Source organism: Paenisporosarcina sp. P4_B8 (assembly GCF_056402175.1).
On record NZ_JBFUHX010000004.1, the window covers coordinates 151,844 to 166,473 of the forward strand.

17 protein-coding genes and 1 riboswitch are annotated in these 14,630 nt (G+C 38.9%); of the genes, 15 read left to right on the forward strand and 2 right to left on the reverse strand.

The genetic code is table 11. From position 1 onward, the window contains the following. The first annotated feature begins 21 nt into the window (after nucleotides 1–21). The 15 genes from AC1DSK_RS05975 to AC1DSK_RS06045 all read left to right on the forward strand — a co-directional run bounded on the left by AC1DSK_RS05975 (nucleotide 22) and on the right by AC1DSK_RS06045 (nucleotide 12,555). The gene (locus AC1DSK_RS05975; protein ID WP_477547422.1) at nucleotides 22–381 is read left to right on the forward strand and encodes an arsenate reductase family protein; all 360 of its coding nucleotides are present in this window, start codon (nucleotides 22–24) and stop codon (nucleotides 379–381) included. Between the two features lie 74 nt (nucleotides 382–455). Further along, nucleotides 456–836, forward strand: coding sequence for a glycine cleavage system protein GcvH (gene gcvH / locus AC1DSK_RS05980; RefSeq protein WP_016429043.1), 381 nt, complete (start codon nucleotides 456–458; stop codon nucleotides 834–836). A gap of 188 nt (nucleotides 837–1,024) precedes the next feature. Next, nucleotides 1,025–1,366, forward strand: a complete 342-nt coding sequence (locus AC1DSK_RS05985; RefSeq protein WP_016429042.1) for a toprim domain-containing protein — start codon at nucleotides 1,025–1,027, stop codon at nucleotides 1,364–1,366. A 12-nt stretch (nucleotides 1,367–1,378) separates the two neighbouring features. Next, nucleotides 1,379–1,687 carry a thioredoxin family protein gene (locus AC1DSK_RS05990; protein WP_477547423.1) on the forward strand — a complete coding sequence of 103 codons (309 nt, stop codon included), beginning with the start codon at nucleotides 1,379–1,381 and terminating at the stop codon, nucleotides 1,685–1,687. 57 nt (nucleotides 1,688–1,744) lie between these two features. Beyond that, a riboswitch (SAM riboswitch) is annotated at nucleotides 1,745–1,852 on the forward strand. 250 nt (nucleotides 1,853–2,102) lie between these two features. Continuing rightward, nucleotides 2,103–3,128 carry a methionine ABC transporter ATP-binding protein gene (locus AC1DSK_RS05995; protein WP_477547424.1) on the forward strand — a complete coding sequence of 342 codons (1,026 nt, stop codon included), beginning with the start codon at nucleotides 2,103–2,105 and terminating at the stop codon, nucleotides 3,126–3,128. Then, a complete protein-coding gene (locus AC1DSK_RS06000; protein ID WP_477547425.1) occupies nucleotides 3,121–3,789 on the forward strand; it encodes a methionine ABC transporter permease in 669 nt (222 codons plus the stop codon). The genes AC1DSK_RS05995 and AC1DSK_RS06000 overlap by 8 nt, the downstream gene beginning before the upstream one ends. A gap of 53 nt (nucleotides 3,790–3,842) precedes the next feature. Then, nucleotides 3,843–4,667 carry a MetQ/NlpA family ABC transporter substrate-binding protein gene (locus AC1DSK_RS06005; RefSeq protein WP_477547426.1) on the forward strand — a complete coding sequence of 275 codons (825 nt, stop codon included), beginning with the start codon at nucleotides 3,843–3,845 and terminating at the stop codon, nucleotides 4,665–4,667. A gap of 443 nt (nucleotides 4,668–5,110) precedes the next feature. After that, nucleotides 5,111–5,641 (forward strand): hypothetical protein, encoded by a 531-nt coding sequence (locus AC1DSK_RS06010; RefSeq protein WP_477547427.1) that lies wholly within the window; start codon nucleotides 5,111–5,113, stop codon nucleotides 5,639–5,641. A 336-nt stretch (nucleotides 5,642–5,977) separates the two neighbouring features. Then, complete coding sequence (locus AC1DSK_RS06015) at nucleotides 5,978–6,127, forward strand: YuzK family famiily protein (protein ID WP_477547428.1); 150 nt, start codon at nucleotides 5,978–5,980, stop codon at nucleotides 6,125–6,127. Between the two features lie 297 nt (nucleotides 6,128–6,424). Then, nucleotides 6,425–7,204, forward strand: a complete 780-nt coding sequence (gene sufC, locus AC1DSK_RS06020; RefSeq protein ID WP_477532168.1) for a Fe-S cluster assembly ATPase SufC — start codon at nucleotides 6,425–6,427, stop codon at nucleotides 7,202–7,204. Nucleotides 7,205–7,219: 15 nt separating this feature from the next. After that, on the forward strand, nucleotides 7,220–8,524 hold the full coding sequence (gene sufD / locus AC1DSK_RS06025; protein ID WP_477547429.1) for a Fe-S cluster assembly protein SufD: 1,305 nt from the start codon (nucleotides 7,220–7,222) through the stop codon (nucleotides 8,522–8,524). Continuing rightward, nucleotides 8,524–9,753 (forward strand): cysteine desulfurase, encoded by a 1,230-nt coding sequence (locus AC1DSK_RS06030; RefSeq protein ID WP_477547430.1) that lies wholly within the window; start codon nucleotides 8,524–8,526, stop codon nucleotides 9,751–9,753. Before sufD ends, AC1DSK_RS06030 begins: the two co-directional genes overlap by 1 nt. After that, entirely contained in the window at nucleotides 9,743–10,180 is a 438-nt protein-coding gene (gene sufU, locus AC1DSK_RS06035; protein WP_477547431.1) for a Fe-S cluster assembly sulfur transfer protein SufU, read from the forward strand. The genes AC1DSK_RS06030 and sufU overlap by 11 nt, the downstream gene beginning before the upstream one ends. Before the next feature lie 18 nt (nucleotides 10,181–10,198). Further along, nucleotides 10,199–11,596 (forward strand): Fe-S cluster assembly protein SufB, encoded by a 1,398-nt coding sequence (gene sufB, locus AC1DSK_RS06040; RefSeq protein ID WP_016429032.1) that lies wholly within the window; start codon nucleotides 10,199–10,201, stop codon nucleotides 11,594–11,596. Nucleotides 11,597–11,853: 257 nt separating this feature from the next. After that, complete coding sequence (locus tag AC1DSK_RS06045) at nucleotides 11,854–12,555, forward strand: YjjG family noncanonical pyrimidine nucleotidase (RefSeq protein WP_477547432.1); 702 nt, start codon at nucleotides 11,854–11,856, stop codon at nucleotides 12,553–12,555. A 160-nt stretch (nucleotides 12,556–12,715) separates the two neighbouring features. On the opposite strand, the gene AC1DSK_RS06050 is transcribed toward AC1DSK_RS06045, so the two are convergent. Together AC1DSK_RS06050 and AC1DSK_RS06055 are read right to left on the reverse strand one after the other, a co-directional pair. Continuing rightward, nucleotides 12,716–13,390 (reverse strand): ABC transporter ATP-binding protein, encoded by a 675-nt coding sequence (locus AC1DSK_RS06050; protein WP_477547433.1) that lies wholly within the window; start codon nucleotides 13,388–13,390, stop codon nucleotides 12,716–12,718. A gap of 1 nt (nucleotide 13,391) precedes the next feature. Next, nucleotides 13,392–14,426 (reverse strand): ABC transporter permease, encoded by a 1,035-nt coding sequence (locus AC1DSK_RS06055; RefSeq protein ID WP_477547434.1) that lies wholly within the window; start codon nucleotides 14,424–14,426, stop codon nucleotides 13,392–13,394. Nucleotides 14,427–14,630 lie beyond the last annotated feature (204 nt).

The following is a 14,630-nucleotide window of genomic DNA, read 5'->3' on the forward strand; positions in this document are numbered from 1 at the left end:
TGATGATAAGGAGGTTTAATGATGGCTATTACGTATTATGGATATCCGAAATGTAGTACTTGCAAAAAGGCTAAAGCATGGTTGGATTCCGAAGGTCTTTCGTATCATGATGTACATATTGTGGAAACTCCCCCTTCAAAGGAAGAGTTGAAAAAGATCGTAGAGACAAGTGGGTTGCCGCTTAAGAAGTTTTATAACACGAGTGGAATGAAATACAGGGAGCTTGGTTTAAAAGATAAACTGCCGACGATGTCAGATGAAGAACAATATGAATTGCTTGCTTCAGACGGGATGCTCATTAAGAGACCCCTTGTGACGGACGGCTTGAAAGCCACAGTAGGTTTTAAGGAGTCGGATTTTACTGTGAATTGGAAAAGCTGATTTTCTGTTCTTGTTTTTAAGGAAAGATTATGTCAAACTGAAGTTGAATATATTACATATTTGGAGGGGTATTAATGAGCACACCAAAAGAATTACGCTACTCTGAGGAACACGAATGGGTTAAAGTTGAAGATGGAAAAGCACGCATCGGCATCACTAACTTCGCTCAATCTGAGCTTGGTGATATTGTATTCGTAGAGCTTCCACAAGTAGGCGACGAAATCAAAACGAACGAACCATTTGGCAGTGTTGAATCTGTTAAAACAGTTTCTGAGCTATACGCACCAATCAGTGGTAAAGTAGTTGAAGTGAACAGCGGATTGGAAGACAGTCCTGAATTCGTGAATGAATCTCCATACGAGAATGCATGGATGATCGTTGTCGAACCTACAGATTTGTCTGAAGTGGACTCATTAATGACTGCTGAGCAATACGAAGAAATGACACAAGAGTAAAATCGTTAGTTGAACGCCGACATTTGTTCGGCGTTTTTTGCATATGTCGATTATAACAGCGAGTTTAAAACAGGATATTGAAAAGAGTGGCATTGGTTTGTGATCGGGAAGAGTTGCAACCTGATGGACTCCGTTTCAAGAAAACTTTTTAAACAATCTTTTATGTCAGTACAGCCAGGAGTGATCCCATGCCAATTGATAAAGTCATAATTGTAGAAGGTCGATCAGATAAACAGCGGATTCTGCGTCTTATTGCAGAGCCAGTTGAAATTATCTGCACGAACGGAACAGTCAGCCCCACGCGATTGGAAGAAATATTAGCCCCCTACGATCAGTTGGAGATTTATGTATTTGTCGATGCTGATAAGTCCGGAGAGAAATTACGTGCGCTCATTAAACGTGAATTTCCCGAAGCACTTCATTTATATACTGATCCAGCCTACCGAGAAGTTGCGACTACACCAATGAAAGTTCTAGCGACTGTGTTGCTCGGAGCGAATATCGATGTTAAAGCGGAATTTATTGCCTAAAGGATGAATACAATGAAAGAATGGACGCGTGCGGAGTGGGAAAATCATTCTCAAAACGCAAAGAGGGCAGCTTATTATTTATATACGCCCATGTGTGGAACTTGCCAAGTTGCCTCAAAAATGATGGACGTTGTGGAAGAACTTTTGCCGGATTTGCAAATAGGGAGAGCAAACTTGAACTATGTAGAAAGTTTAGCGGTCGATTATCAAATCCAAAGCGTCCCTTGTTTACTCATTGCGGAAAATGGTCAATTAGTTGAAAAAATTTATGCTTTTCAATCAGTTCCCTATCTCTATAATCGTTTGCAAAAAAATAATTGACGTTCGCATTTGAACGTGTTACATTATCATTCGTAACTAAAAACTTAATATCGTAAACTCTTATAAAGAGAGGCTGAGGGAAGTGCCCTATGAAGCCCGGCAACCGTCACAATTTGTGAAATGGTGCCAAATCACTCAAAGCGAATTCGCTTTGACAGATGAGAGAACGGTCTAACGTATATAATTGTGCATTAGTCCCTTCTGCTTGTCTGCGGAAGGGATTTTTATTTTTTTAGGATATTTCAATAAAATGATGTTGATATTAAATGAAATGAAAGAGTTTATTTGCGCGCGTTAAGCTTGAGAGCAGGTAAGTGGTTTAAAACTTGTTGACTCATGCGAAACTTGCAGCCAGCGCAAATGCACGATAAAGAAAACAAATAAAATGCGTTATAAATTCAGAGGTGAAGTGAATATGATTCAATTAAAAAACTTATCAAAACGGTTTGAAACCGCTAATGGACAACTCATAGCGGTAGATGACGTGAATGTGACGATTGATCAAGGAGAGATTTTTGGCATAATCGGTTACAGTGGAGCCGGAAAAAGTACGTTGATCCGATTATTAAATGGCTTGGAAAAACCTACTTCAGGTAGTGTCACTGTAAATGGACACGAAATCTCGTCCAGTTCAGGACAAGATCTTCGTAGTGCAAGACAAAAAGTAAGCATGATTTTTCAACATTTCAACTTACTATGGTCGCGGACAGTCGAGGAAAATATTTCATTCCCATTAGAAATTGCAGGGATTAGCAAAACGCAACGTTCAGAACGAGTAAAAGAATTAATCGAACTAGTTGGATTGACAGGCAGGGAGAAAGCATACCCTTCCCAATTATCCGGTGGTCAAAAGCAACGGGTAGGAATTGCACGTGCCCTTGCCAATAATCCTGAAGTGCTGCTATGTGATGAAGCGACATCAGCACTTGACCCTGAAACAACAGATGCCATATTGGAACTACTGGTAGATATCAACAAACGGTTGGGTTTGACAATTGTCCTGATTACACATGAAATGCATGTCATCCGTAAAATTTGTCATCGGGTTGCGGTCATGGAAGCTGGAAAAGTGGTTGAAATGGGAAGTGTACTTCAAATATTCCAAACTCCTGAACAACCCATTACGAAACGCTTTGTTGCCCAGGTAAATGGTCCGGAGTCAGCCAGCCAGACGATTGCTCATTTGGTAGAGCAATATCCCTCAGGCAAGCTTGTGAAACTAGTTTTTGTCGGAGATAGAACGGAGCAACCGATTCTATCAAGATTAATTAAGCAATATCAAGTGGAAGTTAACATCGTTCAAGGGAATATCGCACAAACTCAAAATGGTGCATATGGAACGTTATATTTACAAATCGACGGTGATTCAAATGCCATCGACCAAGCGATTGATTATTTACATGGACAAGATGTTCATACGGAGGTGATTTCACATGATTGAAAACCTTCTACCGAATGTGGATTGGGAAAAAATGTGGGAAGCCACACTTGAAACGTTATATATGACTTCAATGGCTACCGTTTTAACTTTCATAATCGGACTTGCACTTGGAATTTTGTTGTTTCTAACTAGCCCTCGTCAATTATGGGCAAATAAAATAGTGTACTGGTTAACAGGGGCGTTCGTTAATATTTTCAGATCCATTCCGTTTATCATCTTAATTATTTTGTTGATACCGTTTACTAAATTCCTACTCGGTACGATTCGTGGGGCAAATGCTGCATTACCGGCACTAATCATAGGAGCAGCACCATTTTATGCGCGCATGGTCCTGATTGCATTACGTGAAATAGATAAAGGTGTAATTGAAGCTGCTCGCTCAATGGGTGCTAAAACTTCCACAATCATTTGGAAAGTGCTTCTTCCGGAGTCCATGCCTGCATTAATCTCAGGACTGACCGTTACAGCAATTGCCCTTGTAGGTTATACCGCGATGGCAGGAATTATTGGAGCGGGCGGTCTTGGAACACTCGCATTTTTAGAAGGCTTCCAACGCAGTAGAGTAGATGTAACGATTGTTTCCACAATTATCATTTTACTAATTGTCTTTATCATCCAATGGGTGGGAGATTCGATTACAACAAAAACAGACAAACGTTAAGGTGCTTTCGGGTGAAAGCTCGATCACATAAACAAAAAAAGGGAGAGATAATGATGAAGAAATTTGTAGCAGGAATTTTATTATCGGCAAGTGCAATCACTCTAGCGGCATGTGGCGGAGGAGCTGACTCATCATCAGGTGGAGACAGTAAAGAACTTGTAGTGGGAGCATCTAACGTACCCCATGCAGAAATTTTGGAACAAGCAAAACCGTTGCTTGAAGAAAAAGGTATTGAACTTAAAATTGAAACTTACCAAGATTACATTTTACCGAATGAGGATTTGGAAAATGGCGATTTGGATGCAAACTACTTCCAGCACATTCCTTACTTCGAAGCTCAAATGGCCGATCATGGCTATGATTTTGCCAATGCTGGAGGTATCCATATTGAGCCAATCGGTGTGTACTCCAAAAAATATAAGACTCTGGATGAACTTCCTGAAGGAGCAACGATACTGATCAGTAATTCAGTTGCTGACCATGGTCGTATCCTATCAATGTTGGAAGCTGAGGGTCTAATCACATTGAAAGAAGGCATTGATAAGACAACGGCAGAAGTAAAAGATATTGTAGACAATCCGAAGAACTTAGAATTTGATGCAGAATACGAAGCGGCACTACTTATACAAATGTACGAAAATGAAGAAGGCGATGCGGTGTTAATCAACTCAAACTACGCAATCGACGCTGGGTTGAACCCATTGGAAGATTCAATCGCTATTGAAAACTCAGAATCTCCATACGTAAATATCATTGCTGTGAAAGCTGGTAATGAAAAAAATAAAGAAATTAAAGCATTAGTTGAAGTATTGAAATCTAAAGAAATTCAAGATTTCATCTTAGATGAATGGGGCGGCTCGGTCGTTCCAGTTAAATAAAGTAATCCTATGGACGTCGGGAAACCGGCGTCTTTTCTATTTCTCGGAAGAGAATACTTAGTCACCCAGTAACTTGAAGGTGGTTATTTTGTGGGTATTATTGGGTGAACCCGATTAAATGGTATTTGATGCCGATTAAATTTCATGTTACTCCAAATTAAATGAGTGTCATACCGAGTTAGGATTTAATCCAAACGATGATTACATTAATGATTGTACATTACATAGCACAGGATAGTTTTGAATTGGCAACAAATATAAATGGAGATGGGGCATCACCATGTTAATCGTGAATCGACTTTTACGTGAAAAAACTAATGAAAGTAGCTCTTTGGAATCATAATTTTCAATGTGTTCCGACTATTTTGTATAGCCTTTACATTGGGAATATTGTTATGGTAGGATAATGATGCAAATTGACTACATATAAAGGAGATTTAATGATGAAAAAATTATTACTACTACTTACTTCACTTACAATCGTTCTTGCGGCATGTTCATCTGATAAAGAAGAGAAGCCAGAAAAAACAACAAACGGAGCTGCAAAGACTGAAGAAAAAGCTAATCCGGCAGCAGATATGATGAAGTTTTATTTATCCATTTCTCAATCAATTAATGAGGTTGATGCTGATTTAAACGCTTTTGAAGATGCACAGGGTGAAGCAACACTTCCTGAAGGTGCCGATCTTCAAACGATGAAAGATGCAGCAAAAGCTTCTGCAGACAATGCATCAGCAAAAGTAGAAGCGTTGGAAGTTCCTAAAACCTTAACAAAGCAACAAGAAGCAATTAACAGTGCACTTTCTAAAATTCAAGAAGCTTACACAATGAAATCAAAAGCGTTAGCTTCTAAAGGCGAAGTTCAATTAGATGAAGCAAATGCAAAATTCCAGGAAGCTGATAAAGAGTTAAATGCTGTCCTTGAAGAAATCGGTTTGGTTGGTTCAAGTATTTTTAATGAAGTTTCTTTATAAGAAGCAAATCTTAGCTTGATTTGTTGGATGTTTTCCAAAAAAGTTCTTCCGTTAATTCGGTCGAACTTTTTTTTTTTTTTGAGCTGATTAACAATCTCGTTGTAAATTGTACATATGCGCTTGCCGCTTGTTCGGCCAGAGCCAATATGATGAGATTATCCAGTTCGTCCGTGGAAATAGAATCGAACAAAAATAAAAGTTATGAGATTTTTTGTTTAAAAGTGTGACCAGTGGGTATATATACAAATGTGAAGGATTACAACTTACAACAGTAGGTTGAAAATTTGAAAGGAATGATTCACTATCCAATCACTAGATTTTACCTACACAGAACGTATGGACCAAGCATTCAGAAGCGCACATGGAGTTGGATTGGTTGATTATCAAAACAACGCCGATATACGAATTAAGATTGAAATGCAACGTGAGCGTGATCATGAAATTGGCCAACAAGTCGCGGCTCGTTTAGAGCGTCAAGCACATTGAGAAGTATAATAAAGAGTAGCAAAAGTCAGTGAGCCTAGGTTCATTGGCTTTTTTTTGTCGTTTCTTAGTGAAATCAATTCTCAATTAGATTTGCTTTATTGAAAATGAAAAACAGTGAATGATAGTATATGATAAATCATGCTGATATTAGTCGATTTCAATTGTGTTAAACGATTTTCATATATTTAATAGGCCGTTTAAAAGATTTGCAAGGGGTCGATAATTCGGTTAAGATTAGAATGATAATAAATTAAGAATGGTTTTTTCCGTTCATTTATACATTATGGAGGTTATAAAATGTCGACTTTAGTTATTCAAGATCTTCACGTTGCCATTGATGGTAAGGAGATTCTTAAAGGATTGAACCTTACACTTAATACAAACGAAATTCACGCAATCATGGGACCAAATGGTACTGGTAAATCTACTTTAGCTTCAGCAATCATGGGTCACCCGAAATATGAAGTAACTTCTGGTTCTGTCACTTTAGACGGTGAAGATGTACTGGAAATGGAAGTGGATGAGCGCGCTCAAGCGGGGCTTTTCTTAGCAATGCAATACCCAAGTGAAATCACTGGTGTAACGAATGCTGACTTCTTACGCTCAGCTATCAACTCACGCCGTGAAGAAGGTGATGAAATTTCAATTATGAAATTCATCCGTGAACTTGATTCGAAAATGGAATATCTAGAAATGGACCAAGATATGGCTCAACGCTATTTAAATGAAGGTTTCTCAGGCGGAGAGAAAAAACGCAACGAAATTCTTCAATTAATGATGCTTCAACCAAAATTCGCGATTCTTGACGAGATTGACTCTGGTTTAGATATCGATGCACTTAAAGTTGTTTCTAAAGGAATCAACCAAATGCGTGGCGAAGGTTTCGGTTGTTTAATCATCACTCACTACCAACGCTTATTGAACTACATCACGCCTGATCATGTACATGTAATGATGCAAGGTCGTGTAGTGAAATCTGGTGGAGCGGAACTTGCTCATAAACTAGAAGCACAAGGTTACGATTGGATTAAAGAAGAATTAGGAATTGAAGACGAAACTGTAGGTCAAGAAGCGTAAGGAGGAGACATACACATGACGGTTGAAACAAAATTGGCATTAACCGAACAAGATGTACGCTCCTATTCAACGGCGAAGCAAGAACCGTCTTGGTTTGCTGAATATCGTGTACAAGCTTTATTAGCGGCAGAAAATCTGCCTATGCCAACACCAGATAAAACGAAAATCGATAAATGGAATTTCACTAACTTCCCAGTTCACGCTGTTGAAAGCAAACCATTTGCTTCACTTGCCGAATTACCGGAAGAAGTGAAAGCCATTGTAAATGATGATCAAAAAAGCGTTTATATTCAACGAAATAATACACCTGCTTTTTTACAAATTTCTGATGAGTTATCAGCACAAGGTGTCATTTTTACAGATATCTTTACTGCTGTACGTGAACATAGCGATCTTGTTCAAAAGTACTTCATGACAAACGGTGTGAAATCGGACGAGCATAAGCTCGCTAGCTTACATGCAGCGTTGTTAAATGGTGGCGTGTTCGTATACGTACCGAAAAATGTTGAAATCGTTGAACCAATTCAAGTTGTTTTCCTACATGACGATGCTCAAGCTTCGCTATTCAACCACACAATTGTAGTGGCGGATGCGAATAGCTCAGTAACTTATGTAGAAAACTATCTTTCAACTGTTCCCGAATCAGCAGGACTTGTAAACATTGTTTCTGAAGTATTTGCTGAAGACAATGCCCGCATCACTTATGGTGCGGTTGATGTCCTTGCTAAAGGCGGCACAACGTATGTTAACCGTCGAGGCATCGCTAATCGTAATGCACGAATTGAGTGGGCACTTGGTTTGATGAATGACGGCGATACAATTTCTGAGAACGTTACACACTTGGTGGGTGACGCATCTTATGGCGATACTAAAATGGTTGTTGTGGGTCGCGGGAAACAAAAGCAAAACTTCACGACTAAAATCATTCATTGGGGCAAACACTCCGAAGGATACATTTTGAAACACGGCGTCATGAAAGATGAAGCTTCTTCTATTTTTAACGGAATTGGCAAAATCGAACATGGTGCAACTAAATCAAATGCTGTTCAGGAATCGCGTGTTTTGATGTTAAATGAAAAAGCACGTGGGGATGCAAACCCAATTCTATTGATTGACGAAGATGATGTTACAGCAGGACATGCAGCTTCCGTAGGTCGTGTAGACCCACTTCAACTTTACTATTTGATGAGTCGTGGTATTTCGAAGCAAGATGCAGAACGACTAGTAATTCATGGTTTCCTTGCGCCAGTTGTAAACGTATTGCCAATCGAGGGCGTTAAAAAGCAACTGACGGAGGTAATTGAAAGGAAAGTGCGCTAATGATCAGCAAAGACATTCGAAGCTATTTTCCCATATTAAATCAAGAAGTGAACGGCAATCCGCTTGTCTATCTTGATAGTGCAGCGACATCCCAAAAGCCGGTTCAAGTCATTGAAGCATTAAAAAAATATTATGAGTTCGATAATTCAAACGTTCATCGCGGTGTTCATACACTTGGCAATCGAGCGACTGAAAGTTATGAAGGAGCGCGTGAAAAAGTGCGCAACTTCATTTCTGCAAAGTCTACTCAGGAAGTCATTTTCATGCGCGGGACAACAACTGCAATTAATACAGTTGCACAAAGTTATGGTGGAGCAAATGTTGAGGAAGGCGATGAAATCGTCATTACTTACATGGAGCATCATTCAAACATCATTCCATGGCAGCAATTAGCAAAGGAAAAAGGTGCGGTATTAAAATACGTAGATTTAGAAGAAGACGGTACCCTTTCTTTGGATAAAGTACGTGCAACAGTTACCCCGCGTACGAAAATTGTTTCAATTATGTATGTATCAAATGTTCTTGGCACAATGAATCCAATAAAAGAGATTACACAAATTGCTCACGAAAATGGAGCAATCATGGTAGTCGATGGTGCACAAGCTGCACCTCATCTACGTATCGATGTGCAAGATCTGGACTGCGATTTCTTTGCTTTCTCTGGTCATAAAATGTGTGGTCCAACTGGGATTGGCGTACTTTATGGTAAGAAAGAGTTGCTAGAGCGGATGGAACCAATTGAGTTCGGTGGCGAGATGATCGACTTCGTTGGTCTATATGATTCAACGTGGAAAGAGCTTCCTTGGAAGTTTGAAGGAGGAACTCCGATTATTGCGGGTGCGGTCGGATTAGCCGCAGCTATCGATTTCCTGGAAGAAATCGGACTCGATGAAATCGAAAAACATGAGCACGCACTTGCTGCTTATGCGTTGGAACGCATGTCTACAATTAACGGTTTGACAATTTACGGTCCAAAAGATCCAGGAGAAAGAGCAGGAATTGTTACTTTCAATTTAGATGATGTACATCCACACGATGTAGCGACAGTTCTCGATATGAACGGTATTGCAGTTCGTGCGGGACATCATTGTGCACAACCATTAATGAAGTGGCTGCAAGTAACAGCGACTGCACGTGCAAGTTTCTATGTTTACAATTCGGAAGAGGATATTGACCGATTAGTGGCTGGACTTACCACGGCAAAGGAGTATTTTAACGATGTCTTTTAATAATTTAGATCAACTTTATAGAACTGTGATTATGGATCATTACAAAAAACCTCGCAATAAAGGGACATTAGAGGACAGTGTCACAATCGATATGAATAACCCTACATGTGGGGACCGTATTCATTTGACTTTGCAAGTAGCTGATGGTGTCGTACAAGATGCCAAGTTTGATGGAGAAGGTTGTTCCATTTCCATGGCTTCTGCATCCATGATGACGCAAGCTGTAAAAGGCAAGCCGGTGGATGAAGCGCTAAATCTATCCACCATCTTCTCGGATATGATGCTTGGAAAAGAATATGATGACTCTATCGACTTAGGTGATATCGAAGCTCTTTCTGGTGTAGCCAAGTTTCCTGCGCGCATCAAATGTGCAACCCTTGCTTGGAAAGCCATGGAAAAAGGTGTAGATAACGAATCACATTCGTAACAGAACGGAGGAAAGATGATGGCTAAAAAAATGCCTGAAATCGGCGATTACAAATATGGTTTCCATGATAAAGACGTGTCTATTTTCCGTTCAAAACGTGGACTGACACGTGAAATCGTTGAAACAATTTCAAATATGAAAGAAGAACCTCAATGGATGTTAGACTACCGTCTAAAATCTTTGGAGTTGTTCTACGCAAAACCAATGCCACAATGGGGTGGAGATTTATCTTCTCTTAACTTCGATGAAATTACGTATTACGTAAAACCATCAGAAGCGACTCAAACTTCATGGGATGAAGTGCCGGAAGAAATTAAACGTACGTTTGATAAACTAGGTATTCCTGAAGCAGAGCAAAAGTATTTAGCTGGGGTATCTGCTCAATACGAATCTGAAGTGGTTTACCACAACATGAAACAAGAACTAGAAGATATGGGTATCGTCTTTAAAGATACTGGATCTGCTCTACGTGAAAACGAAGAACTGTTCAAAAAACATTGGGGTACAGTCATTCCAAACTCGGATAACAAGTTTGCTGCATTGAACTCGGCAGTATGGTCAGGTGGATCGTTCATCTATGTGCCACCGGGTATCAAAGTTGAAACGCCTCTACAAGCTTATTTCCGAATTAACTCAGAAAACATGGGTCAATTCGAACGTACACTCATTATTGTTGATGAAGGTGCACACGTACATTATGTAGAAGGCTGTACAGCTCCTGTTTATACGACGAATTCACTTCATAGTGCGGTTGTAGAAATCATCATCAAAAAAGATGCATATTGCCGTTACACGACAATCCAAAACTGGGCGAACAATGTGTATAACCTAGTAACGAAGCGTGCAGTTTGTGAAGCAAACGCTACGATGGAATGGATTGACGGAAATATCGGTTCTAAATTAACAATGAAATACCCTGCTGTCATCTTAAAAGGTGAAGGTGCACGTGGTATGACATTATCTATTGCTTTAGCTGGTAAAGGTCAACATCAGGATGCAGGTGCGAAAATGATTCACTTGGCTCCAAACACGTCTTCGACAATTGTTTCTAAATCAATTTCGAAACAAGGCGGAAAAGTGACTTATCGCGGAGTTGTACGATTCGGTCCTAAAGCGTCTGGTGCCCGTTCAAATATCGAGTGTGATACATTGATCATGGATAACCTGTCGACATCAGATACGATTCCATACAACGAAATCCTAAACGACAATGTATCTTTGGAACATGAAGCGAAAGTTTCAAAAGTATCTGAAGAGCAATTGTTCTACTTGATGAGCCGCGGCATTTCACAGGAAGAAGCAACTGAAATGATCGTTATGGGCTTCATTGAACCGTTTACAAAAGAATTACCGATGGAATATGCGGTTGAGATGAACCGTTTGATTAAGTTCGAAATGGAAGGCAGTATCGGGTAATAAACGAATTGTGTATTGCTCACTTTTTGAGTGATTCGTCTACTATTCTGTACGATAATAGTGAAAATTTTTATGAACGATAAAAGCTGTAGACACATTACAAGTGTCTACAGTTTTTTTGTAGGTTATCTTCACGGGTGACGTGATTTATTGATAATGGACCTTCTTTGAAATGGAATTTTGATTTTGTTATGCTTATTATAAGTACGATGATGGATGTCGTAGTGAAATTTGAATACAAAAAGGGTGAGAAGCTCGTGAAATATGATGTAATATTATTTGATTTGGATGACACGTTATTAGACTTCAGTGAGACGGAGAAAAATGCTTTTAATAATTCATTTACAGCATTTGGTTTGCCGAATGGTTTAAAAGATTATAGGGCTAGCTATAATGTGATCAGTAAAGGGCTATGGTCTGATTTGGAGCAAGGACATATTTCACTTTCTGAACTTAAAGTAGAACGATTTAAGCGCTTGTTTATGCAGCATCAACTGACATTAAGCGCGGAAGACTTTGGTCAATCCTATTTAGATAACCTAGGGCAAGAAGTACATTTGATCGATGGTGTCCAGGAAATGCTCAATAATCTTTCTAATTGTAGGCTTGCTGTATTAACGAATGGGTTTCAAGAAGTTCAACATTCAAGAATAGCAATTTCATGCATGAAGGATACTTTTGAAGCCATTATTACTTCTGAGGAAACCGGCTATCAAAAGCCACAAGCGGAAATTTTCGAATATGCTTTTGAAAAACTGGGTATTTCTACTAAAGGAAATGTGTTAATGGTAGGGGATTCCCTTACATCAGATATTCAAGGTGGCAACAATTTTGGAATCGATACTTGCTGGTTTAATCCACATGGAAAAGAAAATGTATCGGCAATTAAGCCAACCTATGAAATAAGCGATTTTATAGAATTAGTACAAATCGTGAAGGATAAGGTTTTGATAGAATAAAAAAATGACAGTGTTGGTCATCTCTACTTTGGTGTCTTTACATTGAAAACAAGATTGTTCAGTATAGTTAGCTAAAATGGAAAAGGGTATCCCGAGTGCTTATGGGATACCCTTTTTCCTTTTAATTGATTCAATATAGCTTGGAAAGGAGAAGTGGATTTCAAAGAATTAAGCCGTCTTTCATTGAGATAATGTGGTCTGCATATGAAAGCATTTCTTCATCGTGAGTCACCATTAACGTTGTAATATTCAACGTTTTAGTTAATTCTCTGATTAACGTCATCACATCTTTCGATCTTTTCGAATCTAAACTCGCAGTGGGCTCATCCGCAAAAAGCATTTTAGGTTTGTGGATGATTGCGCGTGCAATTGCCACCCGTTGTTTTTCCCCACCTGACAATGAAGCAGGGTAGGAATCCTTACGGTGTTCCATATCAACCAATTTAAGTATTTGTGCAACTTCCTCTTTTTGTTTCTTTTTTTTCATCTTTGTTTCCGAAACGTCGAGCATCAGCATCAGTTGTTCTTCTACAGTGAGAAAAGGAACAAGATGAGAGGATTGAAAGACAAATCCGAACTCACTTGCCCGGATTTTTCGAATTTGCTCCTGACTCAACTTAGACAAATCTTTCCCATCGAATAGAATCTGACCATGCGTTGCGCGTTGAAGACCGGCGGCTATTGTAAGTATCGTACTTTTACCAGAACCAGATGCTCCAACTAAAGCTGTTATTTCCCCTTGTTGAAGAGAAAGATTGATTCCTTTTAATACTTGCTCTTCTACGTCCCCATTTCTAAACGTTTTTTTGACATCATCAATTGTGAATACAGTCATATTAAACCTCTCCTTGTTGAATCGCTTGTAGTGGCTCGACTTTTTTAATTTGGATACCCGATAGCGTAGCGCCAACAAATCCGATGACCACGAATATGAGTGATAATTGAACCGTTGTTTGAAGGGTTAAACTAAAAGGCATTCCTTCAGGTGCAATCATTGTGAAAGCTTGGCTCAATGCAACTGATAATGTTAGTGCAATTGCAGTAATAAATAGCATCTGTGACCACATCATCCCAAATAATTGACTTGTTTTAACTCCAAGTGCTTTCAAAATCCCGTATAGTCCTATTTTTTGAACGTTCATCATGTAGAAGAATATCGCGAACAACATCCCGCTGATGACGACTAAAAACCATACAATCATATTGAGCGACATCTGTTCTGCGCTATAACTTGGAATCGTATTGAGAAATTCTTTGTTTGAAAATGATTGTAATCCGTCAATTGCATGCTCCTTATCATTTCCAGGTACAAATACCAATTGCATATCTTCCACACCGTAGATTTCTTTGTAGTTTTCCATATTGATATAAGCGACAGGTGCGTGGCTATATTTCTTTTGATCGACAAAGCCTTTTACTTTAAATTCACCGCTGAACTGATTGTTCGTTATGGTATCTCCGACATTTATGCCGTCTTCTTCTAATGAACTATCTAATATGATTTCTCCTTCTCCAACTTTTTCAAATAACTTCGAATCAGTTGAAGTAACAAAGGCAACGCTATGTTGTTTGTCGTCTGCATCGTTCACAAATCCCATCTGAATTGAAAGTGCCGCTGCATCCTTCTGGTTATTTATTGCTTTGTCTTGTAAATTTTCATCTATTTTCGAAAGATTATAGGTTTCATTTGCTTCGTCATTCATATAAAATTGACCATTTGGCAGATCTTTTATTAAAGCCGCATTATCTTGAGATAAACCATTCGATAATCCAGAAATGATAAACGTTAAAAAACTAACAAGAAATATAATTGATCCTAATATGATAAATTTTGCTTTACTCTTCCTAATTTCTTTCCATGCAATATTCATCTTTTACGCCTCCGTTTTTTATGATAACTAGAGTATATTAGTGTTAAGTGAACGGAATATGAACTGAAGATTACATCGTAAAACGACTGTCAAATACTTTTTCTTTTCGGGATGCAGAGGAATTTATCAGGATGGTTACTGTGGCGACTTGTGCATGTATACTCAAAAACTGGCTATCATGTTTACGTAGAAAAATGCATTAAA